Source organism: Actinocrinis sp. (assembly GCF_035946395.1).
Lineage (GTDB): Bacteria > Actinomycetota > Actinomycetes > Streptomycetales > Catenulisporaceae > Actinocrinis.
On the sequence record NZ_DASYZI010000367.1, the window covers coordinates 1 to 13,197 of the forward strand.

At 67.6% G+C, this 13,197-nt stretch carries 23 protein-coding genes; all 23 read left to right on the plus strand.

Annotated elements, in window-relative coordinates; genetic code table 11:
- Positions 1-158 precede the first annotated feature (158 nt).
- The 23 genes from rplP to VGS97_RS22845 all read left to right on the plus strand — a co-directional run bounded on the left by rplP (position 159) and on the right by VGS97_RS22845 (position 13,074).
- Entirely contained in the window at positions 159-578 is a 420-nt protein-coding gene (gene rplP, locus VGS97_RS22735; RefSeq protein ID WP_326855656.1) for a 50S ribosomal protein L16, read from the plus strand.
- Positions 578-799 carry a 50S ribosomal protein L29 gene (gene rpmC, locus VGS97_RS22740; RefSeq protein WP_326855657.1) on the plus strand — a complete coding sequence of 74 codons (222 nt, stop codon included), beginning with the start codon at positions 578-580 and terminating at the stop codon, positions 797-799. The genes rplP and rpmC overlap by 1 nt, the downstream gene beginning before the upstream one ends.
- The gene (gene rpsQ, locus VGS97_RS22745; RefSeq protein WP_326855658.1) at positions 796-1,098 is read left to right on the plus strand and encodes a 30S ribosomal protein S17; all 303 of its coding nucleotides are present in this window, start codon (positions 796-798) and stop codon (positions 1,096-1,098) included. Before rpmC ends, rpsQ begins: the two co-directional genes overlap by 4 nt.
- A gap of 75 nt (positions 1,099-1,173) precedes the next feature.
- Positions 1,174-1,542: a 50S ribosomal protein L14 gene (rplN, locus tag VGS97_RS22750; RefSeq protein ID WP_034266103.1), complete on the plus strand. Its 369-nt coding sequence runs from the start codon at positions 1,174-1,176 to the stop codon at positions 1,540-1,542.
- Positions 1,543-1,556: 14 nt separating this feature from the next.
- The gene (rplX, locus tag VGS97_RS22755; RefSeq protein ID WP_326855694.1) at positions 1,557-1,916 is read left to right on the plus strand and encodes a 50S ribosomal protein L24; all 360 of its coding nucleotides are present in this window, start codon (positions 1,557-1,559) and stop codon (positions 1,914-1,916) included.
- Complete coding sequence (gene rplE, locus VGS97_RS22760) at positions 1,916-2,491, plus strand: 50S ribosomal protein L5 (protein WP_326855659.1); 576 nt, start codon at positions 1,916-1,918, stop codon at positions 2,489-2,491. Before rplX ends, rplE begins: the two co-directional genes overlap by 1 nt.
- A gap of 3 nt (positions 2,492-2,494) precedes the next feature.
- Positions 2,495-2,680 carry a type Z 30S ribosomal protein S14 gene (locus VGS97_RS22765; protein ID WP_326855660.1) on the plus strand — a complete coding sequence of 62 codons (186 nt, stop codon included), beginning with the start codon at positions 2,495-2,497 and terminating at the stop codon, positions 2,678-2,680.
- A 324-nt stretch (positions 2,681-3,004) separates the two neighbouring features.
- Positions 3,005-3,403 carry a 30S ribosomal protein S8 gene (gene rpsH, locus VGS97_RS22770; RefSeq protein ID WP_326855661.1) on the plus strand — a complete coding sequence of 133 codons (399 nt, stop codon included), beginning with the start codon at positions 3,005-3,007 and terminating at the stop codon, positions 3,401-3,403.
- A 23-nt stretch (positions 3,404-3,426) separates the two neighbouring features.
- Positions 3,427-3,966 (plus strand): 50S ribosomal protein L6, encoded by a 540-nt coding sequence (gene rplF, locus VGS97_RS22775; RefSeq protein ID WP_326855662.1) that lies wholly within the window; start codon positions 3,427-3,429, stop codon positions 3,964-3,966.
- Between the two features lie 2 nt (positions 3,967-3,968).
- On the plus strand, positions 3,969-4,352 hold the full coding sequence (gene rplR, locus VGS97_RS22780) for a 50S ribosomal protein L18 (protein ID WP_326855663.1): 384 nt from the start codon (positions 3,969-3,971) through the stop codon (positions 4,350-4,352).
- Positions 4,353-4,389: 37 nt separating this feature from the next.
- The gene (gene rpsE / locus VGS97_RS22785) at positions 4,390-5,019 is read left to right on the plus strand and encodes a 30S ribosomal protein S5 (RefSeq protein ID WP_326855664.1); all 630 of its coding nucleotides are present in this window, start codon (positions 4,390-4,392) and stop codon (positions 5,017-5,019) included.
- 1 nt (position 5,020) lies between these two features.
- Positions 5,021-5,206, plus strand: a complete 186-nt coding sequence (gene rpmD, locus VGS97_RS22790; RefSeq protein ID WP_326855665.1) for a 50S ribosomal protein L30 — start codon at positions 5,021-5,023, stop codon at positions 5,204-5,206.
- Positions 5,206-5,664: a 50S ribosomal protein L15 gene (rplO, locus tag VGS97_RS22795; protein ID WP_326855666.1), complete on the plus strand. Its 459-nt coding sequence runs from the start codon at positions 5,206-5,208 to the stop codon at positions 5,662-5,664. The genes rpmD and rplO overlap by 1 nt, the downstream gene beginning before the upstream one ends.
- A gap of 260 nt (positions 5,665-5,924) precedes the next feature.
- Positions 5,925-7,253, plus strand: coding sequence for a preprotein translocase subunit SecY (secY, locus tag VGS97_RS22800; protein ID WP_326855667.1), 1,329 nt, complete (start codon positions 5,925-5,927; stop codon positions 7,251-7,253).
- Positions 7,254-7,904: an adenylate kinase gene (locus tag VGS97_RS22805; protein ID WP_326855668.1), complete on the plus strand. Its 651-nt coding sequence runs from the start codon at positions 7,254-7,256 to the stop codon at positions 7,902-7,904.
- A gap of 94 nt (positions 7,905-7,998) precedes the next feature.
- A complete protein-coding gene (gene map / locus VGS97_RS22810) occupies positions 7,999-8,814 on the plus strand; it encodes a type I methionyl aminopeptidase (protein WP_326855669.1) in 816 nt (271 codons plus the stop codon).
- Between the two features lie 109 nt (positions 8,815-8,923).
- The gene (locus tag VGS97_RS22815) at positions 8,924-9,565 is read left to right on the plus strand and encodes a DUF1707 domain-containing protein (RefSeq protein WP_326855670.1); all 642 of its coding nucleotides are present in this window, start codon (positions 8,924-8,926) and stop codon (positions 9,563-9,565) included.
- Positions 9,566-9,682: 117 nt separating this feature from the next.
- A complete protein-coding gene (gene infA / locus VGS97_RS22820; protein ID WP_211468877.1) occupies positions 9,683-9,904 on the plus strand; it encodes a translation initiation factor IF-1 in 222 nt (73 codons plus the stop codon).
- A gap of 58 nt (positions 9,905-9,962) precedes the next feature.
- Positions 9,963-10,076, plus strand: coding sequence for a 50S ribosomal protein L36 (rpmJ, locus tag VGS97_RS22825; RefSeq protein ID WP_326855671.1), 114 nt, complete (start codon positions 9,963-9,965; stop codon positions 10,074-10,076).
- Positions 10,077-10,360: 284 nt separating this feature from the next.
- Entirely contained in the window at positions 10,361-10,741 is a 381-nt protein-coding gene (gene rpsM / locus VGS97_RS22830; RefSeq protein WP_326855672.1) for a 30S ribosomal protein S13, read from the plus strand.
- Between the two features lie 72 nt (positions 10,742-10,813).
- Entirely contained in the window at positions 10,814-11,227 is a 414-nt protein-coding gene (gene rpsK / locus VGS97_RS22835) for a 30S ribosomal protein S11 (protein WP_326855673.1), read from the plus strand.
- 22 nt (positions 11,228-11,249) lie between these two features.
- A complete protein-coding gene (gene rpsD / locus VGS97_RS22840) occupies positions 11,250-11,876 on the plus strand; it encodes a 30S ribosomal protein S4 (protein WP_326855674.1) in 627 nt (208 codons plus the stop codon).
- A gap of 175 nt (positions 11,877-12,051) precedes the next feature.
- The gene (locus tag VGS97_RS22845) at positions 12,052-13,074 is read left to right on the plus strand and encodes a DNA-directed RNA polymerase subunit alpha (protein ID WP_326855675.1); all 1,023 of its coding nucleotides are present in this window, start codon (positions 12,052-12,054) and stop codon (positions 13,072-13,074) included.
- Positions 13,075-13,197 lie beyond the last annotated feature (123 nt).

A 13,197-nucleotide genomic window follows, 5' to 3' on the forward strand; every position in this document is an offset into this window, starting at 1 on the left:
CCGGCGGCCGCGGCGAGCGTCCGGCCCGTGGCGGCGAGCGCCGTCCGGCGGCCGAAGGCGCGCCCGCGAGCGCGGCGCCCGTGAACACCATGCCCGCGAGCGCCGCGGCCGAGGCTCCGGCCCCGCAGACCGACGCGGCTCCGAAGGAGGGGTGACCCATGCTGATCCCCCGCAGGGTCAAGCACCGCAAGCAGCACCACCCGTCCCGCTCGGGCATGTCCAAGGGCGGCAACGAGCTGGCGTTCGGCGAGTACGGCATCCAGGCGCTCACGCCCGCGTACGTGACGAACCGCCAGATCGAGTCCGCGCGTATCGCGATCAACCGGCACATCCGCCGTGGCGGCAAGGTCTGGATCAACATCTACCCGGACCGGCCGATCACCAAGAAGCCGGCCGAGACCCGGATGGGTTCCGGCAAGGGCTCGCCCGAGTGGTGGGTGGCGAACGTCAAGCCGGGCCGCGTGCTGTTCGAGCTGTCGTTCCCGAACGAGAAGGTCGCTCGCGAGGCGCTGTTGCGCGCCACGCACAAGCTTCCGCTCAAGTGCCGGATCATCAAGCGCGAGGCAGGCGAGGTCTGATGCCGATCGGGACCAGGACGCACGAGCTGCGCGAGCTGAGCGACGAGGCGCTCGCCGGCAAGCTGCGCGAGGCCAAGGAGGAGCTGTTCAACCTCCGCTTCCAGCAGGCCACCGGCCAGCTGGAGAGCCACGGCCGGATGAAGGCCGTGAAGTCCGACATCGCGCGGATCTACACGATCCAGCGCGAGCGGGAGCTCGGTATCACGGACGGTGCCGAATGAGCGACGAGGTGGCGACGAACGTGACACAGAGCGGCGCGCAGAGCCAGGCGCGCGGAAGCCGCAAGGTCCGCGAGGGCCTGGTGGTCAGCGACAAGATGGACAAGACCGTCGTGGTGGCGGTCGAGGACCGCGTCAAGCACGCCATGTACGGCAAGGTCATGCGCCGTACCAGCAAGCTGAAGGCGCACGACGAGAAGAACGCCTGCGGTATCGGCGACCGGGTCCTGCTGATGGAGACCCGGCCGCTGTCCGCGACCAAGCGCTGGCGCGTGGTCGAGATCCTCGAGAAGGCGAAGTAAGCAACCCGCACGCTCTTAATTGAGCACAGTCCTCTGCGAAGAGACTGAGCAATCTCCAGTCAGGAGTAGTGGAACGTGATTCAACAGGAATCGCGGCTGCGGGTCGCCGACAACACCGGTGCCAAGGAAATCCTCTGCATCCGGGTTCTCGGTGGATCCAGCCGCCGCTACGCCGGGATCGGCGACGTGATCGTCGCCACCGTCAAGGACGCGCTGCCCGGCGCTGGCGTCAAGAAGGGCGACGTCGTCAAGGCGGTCGTCGTGCGCACCGTGAAGGAGCGCCGCCGCCCGGACGGCTCGTACATCCGGTTCGACGAGAACGCGGCCGTCCTGATCAAGGATGGCGGCGACCCGCGCGGCACGCGCATCTTCGGCCCGGTCGGACGCGAACTGCGGGACAAGCGCTACATGCGCATCATCTCGCTGGCCCCGGAGGTGCTCTAGCCATGGCGCACAAGATGAACATCCACAAGGGCGACCTGGTGCAGGTCATCTCCGGTAAGGACAAGGGCCTTCAGGGCAAGGTCGTGCAGGCCTTCCCGGACCGGCAGAAGGTCATCGTCGAGGGTGTCAACCGGGTCAAGAAGCACGAGAAGGTCGGCCAGACCGCTCGCGGCACCAAGACCGGCGGCATCATCACCAAAGAGGCTCCGATCCACGTCAGCAACGTGATGCTGGTGGTCGAGCACGAGGGCAAGAAGGTCGTCACCAGGGTCGGTTACCGGCGCGAGGAGCAGGAGCGCCGCCTGCCCGACGGCACGACGAAGACGGTCACGCGTTCCGTGCGGTTCGCGAAGAAGACCGGTGAGGAAATCTGATGACGGTCGTCGACGAGACCCCAGTCAAGGTGGCGCCCCGCCTCAAGGAGCGCTACCGCGCCGAGATCACGGTCGAGCTGCGCAAGCAGTTCGGCTACCAGAACGTCATGCAGGTGCCCGGGGTCGCCAAGGTGGTCGTGAACATGGGCGTCGGCGACGCCGCCCGCGACGCCAAGCTGATCGAGGGCGCGATCCGGGACCTGGCCACCATCACCGGCCAGAAGCCGGTCGTCACCCGGGCCCGCAAGTCCATCGCGCAGTTCAAGCTGCGCGAGGGGCAGCCGATCGGCACGCACGTCACGCTGCGCGGCGACCGGATGTGGGAGTTCCTGGACCGGCTGATCAGCATCGCGCTGCCGCGTATCCGCGACTTCCGCGGCCTGTCGCCGAAGCAGTTCGACGGCAAGGGCAACTTCACCTTCGGCCTCAACGAGCAGTCCATGTTCCACGAGATCGACCAGGACAGGATCGACCGGGTCCGCGGCATGGACATCACCGTGGTCACCACGGCGGAGACCGACGACGAGGGGCGGGCGCTGCTCAAGCTGCTCGGCTTCCCGTTCAAGGAGGCGTGAAAAGTGGCGAAGACCGCCCTGATCAACAAGGCGAACCGCAAGCCGAAGTTCAAGGTGCGCGGCTACACCCGGTGCCAGAAGTGCGGCCGTCCGCACTCGGTGTACCGCAAGTTCGGCCTGTGCCGGGTCTGCCTGCGGACCATGGCGCACGCGGGCGAACTGCCCGGCGTGACCAAGTCGAGCTGGTAGCAACCGCCCGGCTGGTAAGAACCACTGGTGACGAGCAGTTACCATTGAACGGTTGAAGACGCGGGTGCGGCGTACTCGTGACGCCGCATCACCGCCGCTTCGACAACGGGCGCTCTAGCGAAAGCGAGTCCGTCGGTACTCCGCCGCTCGAAAGAGGAACGGGCGGAAAGGCCGGCTGCTGGTCCCGAACCAGGCGCCTTGCAATGTCACTACGACGCCGTAGGTCCCCCCGGCGAATCCAAGGCACCTGGTTTTCGTGTTTCTTCCAGCTGTCTGTGATGCGCGTGGGGCGGAAACCGCGGTGGGAAGGCCGAAGGCCCACCTATGACCATGACCGACCCGATCGCCGACATGCTCACCCGGCTGCGCAACGGCAACTCGGCGTACCACGACTCGGTGACCATGCCGTACTCGAAGCTCAAGGCCAGGATCGCCGAGATCCTCCAGCAGGAGGGCTACATCGCCTCCTACCAGGCCGAAGAGCTCCAGGTCGGCAAGAACCTGATCATCACGCTGAAGTACGGCCCGAACCGCGAGCGCTCCATCGCCGGGATCAAGCGGATCTCGAAGCCCGGGCTGCGCGTCTACGCCAAGTCCACCAGCCTGCCGCGGGTGCTCGGCGGACTCGGTATCGCGATCATCTCCTCGTCCTCCGGTCTGCTCACGGACCGTCAGGCCGCCAAGAAGGGTGTGGGCGGGGAAGTCCTCGCCTACGTCTGGTAAGTCCGGAAGGGAGGACTACAGCCATGTCACGCATCGGACGGCTGCCCATCCCGGTTCCGGCCGGCGTTGAGGTCAGCATCGACGGGCGCGATGTCACCGTGAAGGGGCCGAAGGGCGTCCTGAGCCACACGATCGTCGCACCGATCGAGATCGAGAAGTCAGAGGACGGCGCCCTGCGGGTGACCCGTCCCAACGACGAGCGCGCGGCCAAGGAGCGGCACGGCCTGACCCGCACCCTCGTCAACAACATGATCGTGGGTGTGACCGCGGGTTACTCCAAGACCCTGGAGATCTCCGGAGTCGGTTACCGCGTGCAGGCCAAGGGCTCGGACCTGGAGTTCGCGCTCGGCTACTCGCACCCGATCACGGTCACCCCCCCGGAGGGCATCGAGTTCCGGGTCGAGGCCCCGACCCGCTTCGTGGTCTCGGGCATCGACAAGCAGAAGGTCGGCGAGGTCGCGGCGAACATAAGGAAGCTGCGCAAGCCGGACCCGTACAAGGCCAAGGGCGTGCGGTACCAGGGCGAGGTCATCCGCCGCAAGGTCGGAAAGGCCGGTAAGTAGCCATGGCTTACAGCATCAAGATCGCCAAGGGCGACGCGAAGAAGGCCGTGGCGCGCAAGCGCCGGCACCTGCGCGTGCGCAAGCGGGTCAACGGCACCGCCGAGCGCCCGCGCCTGGTCATCACCCGGTCCAACCGGCACATGGTGGCCCAGGTCGTCAACGACCGGCTCGGCCACACCGTGGCGTCCGCCTCCACCCTGGAGGCGGGGCTGCGCGGCACCGAGGGCCGCAAGACGGACCTGTCCCGCGAGGTCGGCAAGCTGGTCGGCGAGCGGGCCAAGGCGGCCGGCATCACCACGGTCGTGTTCGACCGGGCCGGCTACAAGTACCACGGCCGGGTGGCGGCGGTCGCCGAGGGCGCCCGCGAAGCCGGTCTGGAGTTCTGATGTACTACACCGAGATTATTGAGATGAGGGATTCCTGATGCCTCCTCAGCAGCGCCGCGGCGGCGGCGCCGGCGGTGGCCGCGGTGGTGAGGGCGGGGAGCGTCGGGAACGTCGCGATCGCCGTAACCAGGACGCAGCTCCCGCCGCGGAGAAGACCGCGTACGTAGAGCGCGTGGTCACCATCAACCGCGTCGCCAAGGTCGTCAAGGGCGGCCGCAGATTCAGCTTCACGGCGCTGGTCGTCGTCGGTGACGGCGACGGCACGGTCGGCGTGGGCTATGGCAAGGCCAAGGAGGTGCCCGCGGCGATCGCCAAGGGCGTCGAGGAGGCCAAGAAGCACTTCTTCAAGGTGCCGCGGATCCAGGGCACCATCCCGCACCCGATCACCGGCGAGGACGCGGCCGGCGTCGTGCTGCTCAAGCCCGCCTCGGCCGGTACCGGCGTCATCGCCGGCGGACCGGTGCGCGCGGTGCTGGAGTGCGCGGGAGTGCACGACGTGCTGTCCAAGTCGCTGGGCTCGGACAACCCGATCAACATCGTGCACGCCACGGTGGCCGCTCTCAAGGGCCTGGTACGGCCCGAGGAGATCGCCGCCCGCCGCGGCCTGCCGCTGGAGGACGTGGCCCCGGCCGCCCTGCTGCGCGCCCGCGCCGGAGTGGGAGGCTGAGATGGCGAAGCTGAAGGTCACCCAGATCAGGTCGAAGATCGGCACCAAGCAGTTCCACCGCGCCACGCTGGACGCCCTGGGCCTGCGGCGGATCAACCACACGGTCGTCAAGGAGGACCGTCCGGAGATCCGCGGCATGGTGCACACCGTCCGCCACCTCGTGAAGGTTGAGGAGGTCGAGGACTGATGTCCGAGCAGAAGACCCATGTGCTGAAGGTCCATCACCTCAAGCCCGCCCCCGGCGCCAAGACCGCCAAGACCCGGGTCGGCCGTGGTGAGGGTTCGAAGGGTAAGACCGCGGGCCGCGGTACCAAGGGCACCAAGGCGCGCTACCAGGTTCCGGAGAGCTTCGAGGGCGGCCAGATGCCGCTGCACATGAGGCTGCCGAAGCTGAAGGGCTTCAAGAACCGGTTCCGCGTCGAGTACCAGGTGGTCAACCTGGCCAAGCTCGCCGAGCTTTACCCGCAGGGCGGCGAGGTCACCAAGGCCGACCTGGTGGCCAAGGGCGCGGTGCGCAAGAACGAGCTGGTCAAGGTGCTCGGCACCGGGGACATCTCGGTCGCGCTCAACGTCAGGGTGGACGCCTACTCGGCCTCCGCCAAGGAGAAGATCACCGCGGCCGGCGGCTCCGTCGAGGAGCTGTAGCGCCGTAGCGCCGGAACTCGGCGCAGTAACACAGCATTCGAAGGCCCGTCGCTTTCACCGGTGACGGGCCTTCGAACTGCGCGTTCACCGGCCGTCGATTGCAGATTACGGCTGAGTATCGCTTTGTCCTGTCCTCTCTGCGTAAGATGGCGCAAGCCGGGCAGATGCCGGGCAGTTCAGCCGTGTCCCCACCGGGGACGCAACCGTTATCAGGAGCCGCCGACCGCCGCACGGGTCGACGGGGTAGCGCAGGAGGAACAGTGCTCACTGCCTTTGCCCGGGCATTCCGGACGCCGGACCTGCGCAAGAAGCTGGTATTCACACTCGCGATCATGTTCCTGTTCCGGCTGGGATCGCACATTCCGACCCCGGGCGTGAACGCGGGAGCGATCCGGGCCTGTGTCTCCGGCGCCGGCGCCACCACTGGTCTCGGGCTGATCAACCTGTTCTCCGGCGGCGCGCTGCTCCAGCTGTCGGTCTTCGCGCTCGGCATCATGCCGTACATCACCGCGTCGATCATCTTGCAACTGCTGACCGTGGTGATCCCCCGGCTCGACACCCTCAAGAAGGAGGGGCAGGCCGGGCAGGTAAAGATCACCCAGTACACCCGTTATCTGACCGTGGGCCTGGCGATCCTCCAGTCCACCGGCCTGATCGCCACCGCCAAGTACTCGCCGACCTACCTGATCTCCGGCTGTTCCAGCCAGATCGTCTACCCCTCGGTGGACACCAAGGCCATGATCATCATGGTCGCGGTGATGGTGGCGGGCACCTCGATCATCATGTGGCTCGGCGAGCTGATCACCGACCGGGGCATCGGCAACGGCATGTCGCTGCTGATCTTCACCTCGATCGCCTCGGGCTTCCCGTCCTCGCTGTGGGCCATCAAGGAGACCTCCAAGCTCGGCGGCGGCTGGGTGGTCTTCCTCGGCATCATCGCCATGGGCCTGGTCATGGTCGGCTTCGTGGTCTTCATCGAGCAGGGCCAGCGGCGCATCCCGGTGCAGTACGCCAAGAAGCAGGTCGGGCGGCGGATGTACGGCGGCTCCTCGACCTACATCCCGATCAAGGTGAACCAGTCCGGCGTCATCCCGGTCATCTTCGCCTCGTCGCTGCTCCAGCTGCCGGTGCTGGTCGCGCAGTTCGCCGACCCCAACGGCAGCCACCACTGGTCGATCTGGGTCCGCAACGAGCTCGGCCTGACCAACAGCGGGTACTCGATGTACTACTCGCTCGCCTACTTCGTGCTGATTCTGTTCTTCGCCTTCTTCTACGTCGCGATCACGTTTAACCCCGACGAAGTATCGGACAATATGAAGAAGTACGGCGGCTTCATCCCGGGCATCCGCGCGGGCAAGCCGACCTCCGAGTACCTGAACTACATCCTGACCCGGATCACCTGGCCCGGATCGCTCTACCTGGCCCTGATCGCGATCATCCCGATGATCGCGCTCGCGGAGTTCCACACGGGCAGCAAGTTCCCCTTCGGAGGTACCTCGATCCTGATCATCGTGGGCGTCGGCCTGGAGACGGTCAAGCAGATCGAGAGCCAGTTGCAGCAGCACAACTACGAAGGGTTCCTCCGCTAAATGCGCATCGTGCTTGTCGGCCCGCCCGGCGCGGGCAAGGGGACCCAAGCCAAGATCATCGCCGGACGGCTGTCGATCCCGGCGATCTCCACCGGAGACATCTTCCGCGCCAACGTGGGAGCGGGCACGCCGCTCGGCCTCCAGGCCAAGGGGTTCATGGACGCCGGCCAGCTGGTGCCGGACGAGGTCACCATCGGCATGGTGCGCGACCGGCTGGCCGAGCCGGACGTGACGAACGGCTTCCTGCTCGACGGCTTCCCGCGCAACGTGGCGCAGGCCGAGGAGCTTGAGGCGATCCTGGTGGGCCTCGGCACCAAGCTCGACGTCGTGCTCGAACTCGCCGTGCCCGCCGAAGAGGTGGTGCACCGCATCGCCGGCCGGCGCCTGTGCCGCAACGACAGCACGCACATCTTCCACGTGGACTTCAACCCGCCGAGCGTGCCAGGGGTCTGCGACGTGTGCGGCGGCGAGCTCTACCAGCGGGACGACGACAAGGAGGAGACGGTCCGCGAGCGGCTGGCCGTCTACGAACGGGAGACCTCTCCCATCGTCGGCTTCTACGACGAGCGCGGCCTGCTGGCCACCGTGCAGGCGACCGGCACCCTGGACGAGGTCACCGAGCGCGCGCTCAGCGCCCTGGACGACCGCTGAATCATCGCCGAACCACGCACATCGCGCCCTGCCCGGACCCGGACAGGGCGCGATGTCGTTCTGAACACCGCCGCCGTGCTGGACAATGGTCCTCATGGTGGAACTGAAGAACGAGGAGCAGTTCGCGCTGATGCGCGAGGCCGGCCTGATCGTCGCCCGCACCCTGGAACTGCTGCGCGGCGAGGTCAAGGACGGGGTCACCACCGCCCGCCTCGACGCGCTGGCCGAGGAGTCGATCCGGTCGCAGGGCGCGATCCCCTCGTTCAAGGGCTACGGCGGCGGCCACGGTGCCCCCGCCTTCCCCGGCGTCATCTGCGCCTCGGTCAACCACGAGATCGTGCACGGCATCCCCGGCGACCAGACGGTGCGGGACGGCGACGTCATCTCCATCGACTGCGGCGCCATCTACGAGGGCTGGCACGGCGACTCGGCGATCACCGTGCCCTGCGGCGAGGTCGACCCGGCGCTGACCGAGCTGATGCGGGTCACCGAGGAGTCGATGTGGCAGGGCGTCGCCGCGATCCGTCCCGGCGACCGGCTCAACAACATCGGCCGGGCCATCCAGACGTACGTGCGCGGACAGGGCCTCTACGGCATCGTCGAGGGCTACGGCGGCCACGGCATCGGCTCGCAGATGCACATGGACCCGATGGTCTTCAACCACCGCACCATCGACCGCGGCCCCAAGATGCAGGTGGGCATGGCGCTGGCGGTCGAGCCGATGCTCACCCTCGGCCACAAGCAGACCGTGGAACTGCCGGACGGCTGGACCGTGGTGACCCGGGACGGTTCGAGCGCGGCGCACTTCGAGCACACCGTCGCGCTCACCGAGCAGGGCCTGTGGGTCACCACCGCGTTCGACGGCGGCCGCGAGCGGCTGACCGCGCTCGGCGTGCGGGTACATCCGTAGCCCGGACCCGCACGACCGGCCTCCCGGACTCCTGCTGCGCAGGTCGCGGCCTGACGAGTGGTGTCTGAGGCGTGTCGCGCAGTCGCGGACCGCGCGCTACACTCGCGATATGTCGCAAGCTTGGGGGCCGGACCCGAATGTCCGGGCGTCGGATGCCGACCGCGAGCGCATCGTGGAGCAGCTCAGGCAGCACACGGGCGATGGTCGGCTCAGCATGGACGAGTTCGAACAGCGGATGTCCGCGGCGTACGCCGCGAAGACCTACGGGGAACTGGCGCAGCTGACCAAGGATCTGCCGGTGGATCTCGGCGCGCGATCGGCCAAGGCGTCCGGAACATCCGGAGCGTCCGCACCAGGGCAGCAGCCGTGGCAGCAACACGACCGCCCGCGCACGCCGCCCGGGCCGTTCGGCCGGCCGGGGCCCGGCGGGACGAACCCTTCCGACGTCGTGGGCGCCCTGATCGGCGCCGCGATGGACTGGAAGATGCAGAAGCAGAACATCCGCGACGCGATGCGGGCCCAGCGTCACCAGGTCCGGCTGGCCAGGCGGGCGGCGCAGCCGATCGCCGCCGGCTTCGCGGGCTGGGCGTTCCTGTCCGTGCTGCTGACCGGCATCTGGTTCATGGCCGGGGTCACCGGGGCGGGATTCGCCCCGTTCTGGCCCATCTGGCCGATCGGGATCCTCGGCATCCTGACCGCGGCCAGGGCCCTCAAGATCGCCGCCCTGCGCAGGGAGCTGACGCGGCGCTGACGCGGCGCCGACCGGCCCGCCGTCTGGGCCGATTGGTGTTTTGCGCTGCCCGCGACGTAAACTGGCTCGTCGGTCCTGCGACCGCCGTATGCAGTCGTCTACTGAAGAAGCGAGGACATGCCCAAGAAAGAAGGGGCCATCGAGATCGAGGGCACCGTCGTCGAGTCTCTGCCCAACGCGATGTTCCGGGTGGAGCTACAGAACGGGCACAAGGTTCTCGCGCACATCAGCGGGAAGATGCGGATGCACTACATCCGGATCCTCCCGGACGACCGGGTCGTCGTCGAGCTCAGCCCGTACGACCTGACCCGCGGCCGGATCGTGTACCGGTACAAGTAACTCCATATTCATATACGCATATCGTCCGCGAACTCGATCGCTCGAAGGGACCTCCGTCATGAAGGTCAAGCCGAGCGTCAAGCCGATGTGCGACAAGTGCAAGGTGATCCGCCGGCACGGCCGGGTCATGGTGATCTGCGAGAACCTGCGGCACAAGCAGCGTCAGGGCTGAAGCAGCCTTGGCGGCGCTGTGCGTGCAGCCGGTTTCCCGTCCGGTCCACGCGCTTGCTCGTCGTCTGCGATTGACGTCCAGCACCCGTAAGAGCGCGGCATCCCGCCCCCGGCGACCGGAGTCCTACCCAGTGCAGGGCCTCGCGAACCGGACGACACCCCCGGCACGGAGGCCGGGGACCTTTCTGTGCGGTGCTGGCCGATCTTGACAAAGAACCGGCAGCACAGGACAGGAACGGTGCCGCGCCAGACCTCCGCAGCAGAAGGAATAAGGAGCCTGCCGAGATGGCACGCCTCGTAGGCGTCGACCTCCCCCGTGAGAAGCGGCTGGAGATCGCCCTGACCTACATTTACGGCATCGGCCGCACCAGGGCGCAGCAGACCTGCGCCGAGGTCGGTGTCTCCCCGGACGTCCGGGTGAAGGACCTGACCGAAGACGACCTGGTCAAGCTGCGCGACTGGATCGACGGCAACTACAAGGTGGAGGGCGACCTGCGCCGCGAGGTGGCCGCCGACATCCGCCGCAAGATGGAGATCGGCTGCTACCAGGGCCTGCGCCACCGTCGCGGCCTGCCGGTGCGCGGCCAGCGCACGCACACCAACGCGCGTACCCGCAAGGGCCCGCGCCGCGCCATCGCCGGCAAGAAGAAGCCAGGAAAGAAGTAGTCCCCGCCGGTCGCCACTGTGCTGGATCGACCAGCGCGGGGACCGATCACCTCACTTGGAGTACTGCGAGATATGCCTCCCAAGAGCCGTCAGGCCGCGGGCGCCGCGAAGGCCAAGGTGCGCCGCAAGGAGAAGAAGAACGTCGCCCACGGGCACGCGCACATCAAGAGCACGTTCAACAACACGATCGTCTCGATCACCGACCCGCAGGGCAACCTGATCTCCTGGGCCAGCTCCGGCCAGGTCGGCTTCAAGGGCTCGCGCAAGTCGACGCCCTTCGCCGCGCAGATGACCGCCGAGGCCGCCGCCCGCCGCGCCATGGAGCACGGCATGCGCAAGGTCGACGTGTTCGTCAAGGGTCCGGGCTCCGGCCGCGAGACCGCGATCCGCTCGCTCCAGCAGACCGGCCTGGAGGTCGGGTCCATCAACGATGTGACCCCGTCCCCGCACAACGGCTGCCGTCCGCCGAAGCGCCGCCGCGTCTGAGACCCAGGAGACTGAAGAGATAATGGCCCGTTACATCGGACCCGACTGCAAGCGGTGCCGCCGAGAGAAGACCAAGCTCTTCCTCAAGGGTGCCAAGTGCGAGTCGGCCAAGTGCCCCATCGAGATCCGTCCCTACCCGCCCGGCGAGCACGGCCGCGGCCGGACCAAGGACAGCGAGTACCTGCTCCAGATGCGCGAGAAGCAGAAGTGCGCGCGCATCTACGGCGTGCTGGAGAAGCAGTTCCGCGGCTACTACGAGGAGGCGAACCGCAAGCAGGGCAAGACCGGCGAGAACCTGCTGCGCATCCTCGAGTCGCGGCTGGACAACGTGGTCTACCGGGCCGGCTTCGCCAAGTCCCGCGACCACGCCCGCCAGCTGGTGCGGCACGGCCACATCCTGCTCAACGGCCACAAGGCGGACATCCCGTCGATGCGGGTCAAGGAGAGCGACATCGTCGAGGTCCGCAAGGACTCCCTGGAGCTGGCCCCGTTCGTGGTGGCCCGTGCCGAGGCCGGCGACCGCACCGTGCCGGCGTGGCTTGAGGTCATCCCGTCCCGGATGCGGATCCTGGTCCACTCGCTGCCCGCGCGCCAGGTGATCGACACCCAGGTGCAGGAGCAGCTGATCGTCGAGCTCTACTCCAAGTAGCAGCAGCGCGATTGCGGAACACGGGGTGCCGTCCTGCGTCATCCTGCTTCCTCGAACTCGGCCGCAGCCGAATTCGAGGAGGGGTTATCCTGGGACGGCACTCCTTCGGCACGCCTGTGCCACGGCGTGCCTGGTGGGCGTCAAATAGTGGGCGCCCCTGATCACGGAGGTTCCATTGCTCATCGCTCAGCGTCCTACGCTGACCGAGGAAGTCGTCGACGAATTCCGCTCCAGGTTCACCATCGAGCCGCTGGAGCCCGGTTTCGGATACACCCTCGGCAACTCCCTGCGCCGCACCCTGCTCTCCTCGATCCCGGGCGCGGCGGTCACCAGCATCCGCATCGACGGGGTGCTGCACGAGTTCCAGACCATCCCGGGCGTCAAGGAGGACGTCACCGACCTGATCCTGAACATCAAGGGCCTGGTCGTCTCCTCCGAGCACGACGAGCCGGTGGTCATGTACCTGCGCAAGCAGGGCCCCGGCATCGTCACCGCCGCGGACATCGCCCCGCCGGCCGGCGTCGAGGTGCACAACCCCGAACTGCTGCTGGCCACGCTCAACGGCAAGGGCAAGCTGGAGATGGAGCTGACGGTCGAGCGCGGCCGCGGCTACGTCTCGGCGGTGCAGAACAAGCAGGCCGGGCAGGAGATCGGCCGCATCCCGGTCGACTCGATCTACTCCCCGGTGCTGATCGTCAAGTACGAGGTGCAGGCCACCCGAGTCGAGCAGCGCACCGACTTCGACAAGCTGGTCGTCGACGTCGAGACCAAGCCGTGCCTGCGCCCGCGCGACGCGGTCGCCTCGGCCGGCAAGACCCTGGTCGAGCTGTTCGGCCTGGCCCGCGAGCTCAACGTCGAGGCCGAGGGCATCGACATGGGTCCGTCCCCGACCGACGCGGCGCTGGCCGCCGACCTGGCGCTGCCGATCGAGGAGCTGGAACTGACCGTCCGCTCCTACAACTGCCTCAAGCGCGAGGGCATCCACACCGTGGGCGAGCTGGTCGCGCGCTCCGAGGCGGACCTGCTGGACATCCGCAACTTCGGCGCCAAGTCCATCGACGAGGTCAAGGCCAAGCTGCACACCATGGGCCTGGCCCTGAAGGACTCCCCGCCCGGATTCGACCCGTCGCTGGCGCTGGCCGAGGCCTACGGCGGCGACGACGACGACCTCGGCTACGCCGAGACCGAGCAGTACTGATTTACACGGTACTGATTTACGCGGTACCGGATTACACGGTGCTGGTCGACTGACCCATCTGCACGATCAACGCGTCCGGGGCCCGAATCGCGGGCCCCGGGACTGCGTGAGGTACCTGGCACG

Coding starts and splice junctions, on each gene's coding strand:
- rplP (WP_326855656.1), top strand. CDS start 159: ATGCTGATCCCCCGCAGGGTCAAGCACCGCAAGCAGCACCACCCGTCC.
- rpmC (WP_326855657.1), top strand. CDS start 578: ATGCCGATCGGGACCAGGACGCACGAGCTGCGCGAGCTGAGCGACGAG.
- rpsQ (WP_326855658.1), top strand. CDS start 796: ATGAGCGACGAGGTGGCGACGAACGTGACACAGAGCGGCGCGCAGAGC.
- rplX (WP_326855694.1), top strand. CDS start 1,557: ATGAACATCCACAAGGGCGACCTGGTGCAGGTCATCTCCGGTAAGGAC.
- rplE (WP_326855659.1), top strand. CDS start 1,916: ATGACGGTCGTCGACGAGACCCCAGTCAAGGTGGCGCCCCGCCTCAAG.
- rpsH (WP_326855661.1), top strand. CDS start 3,005: ATGACCATGACCGACCCGATCGCCGACATGCTCACCCGGCTGCGCAAC.
- rplF (WP_326855662.1), top strand. CDS start 3,427: ATGTCACGCATCGGACGGCTGCCCATCCCGGTTCCGGCCGGCGTTGAG.
- rplR (WP_326855663.1), top strand. CDS start 3,969: ATGGCTTACAGCATCAAGATCGCCAAGGGCGACGCGAAGAAGGCCGTG.
- rpsE (WP_326855664.1), top strand. CDS start 4,390: ATGCCTCCTCAGCAGCGCCGCGGCGGCGGCGCCGGCGGTGGCCGCGGT.
- rpmD (WP_326855665.1), top strand. CDS start 5,021: ATGGCGAAGCTGAAGGTCACCCAGATCAGGTCGAAGATCGGCACCAAG.
- rplO (WP_326855666.1), top strand. CDS start 5,206: ATGTCCGAGCAGAAGACCCATGTGCTGAAGGTCCATCACCTCAAGCCC.
- VGS97_RS22805 (WP_326855668.1), top strand. CDS start 7,254: ATGCGCATCGTGCTTGTCGGCCCGCCCGGCGCGGGCAAGGGGACCCAA.
- map (WP_326855669.1), top strand. CDS start 7,999: ATGGTGGAACTGAAGAACGAGGAGCAGTTCGCGCTGATGCGCGAGGCC.
- VGS97_RS22815 (WP_326855670.1), top strand. CDS start 8,924: ATGTCGCAAGCTTGGGGGCCGGACCCGAATGTCCGGGCGTCGGATGCC.
- infA (WP_211468877.1), top strand. CDS start 9,683: ATGCCCAAGAAAGAAGGGGCCATCGAGATCGAGGGCACCGTCGTCGAG.
- rpmJ (WP_326855671.1), top strand. CDS start 9,963: ATGAAGGTCAAGCCGAGCGTCAAGCCGATGTGCGACAAGTGCAAGGTG.
- rpsM (WP_326855672.1), top strand. CDS start 10,361: ATGGCACGCCTCGTAGGCGTCGACCTCCCCCGTGAGAAGCGGCTGGAG.
- rpsK (WP_326855673.1), top strand. CDS start 10,814: ATGCCTCCCAAGAGCCGTCAGGCCGCGGGCGCCGCGAAGGCCAAGGTG.
- rpsD (WP_326855674.1), top strand. CDS start 11,250: ATGGCCCGTTACATCGGACCCGACTGCAAGCGGTGCCGCCGAGAGAAG.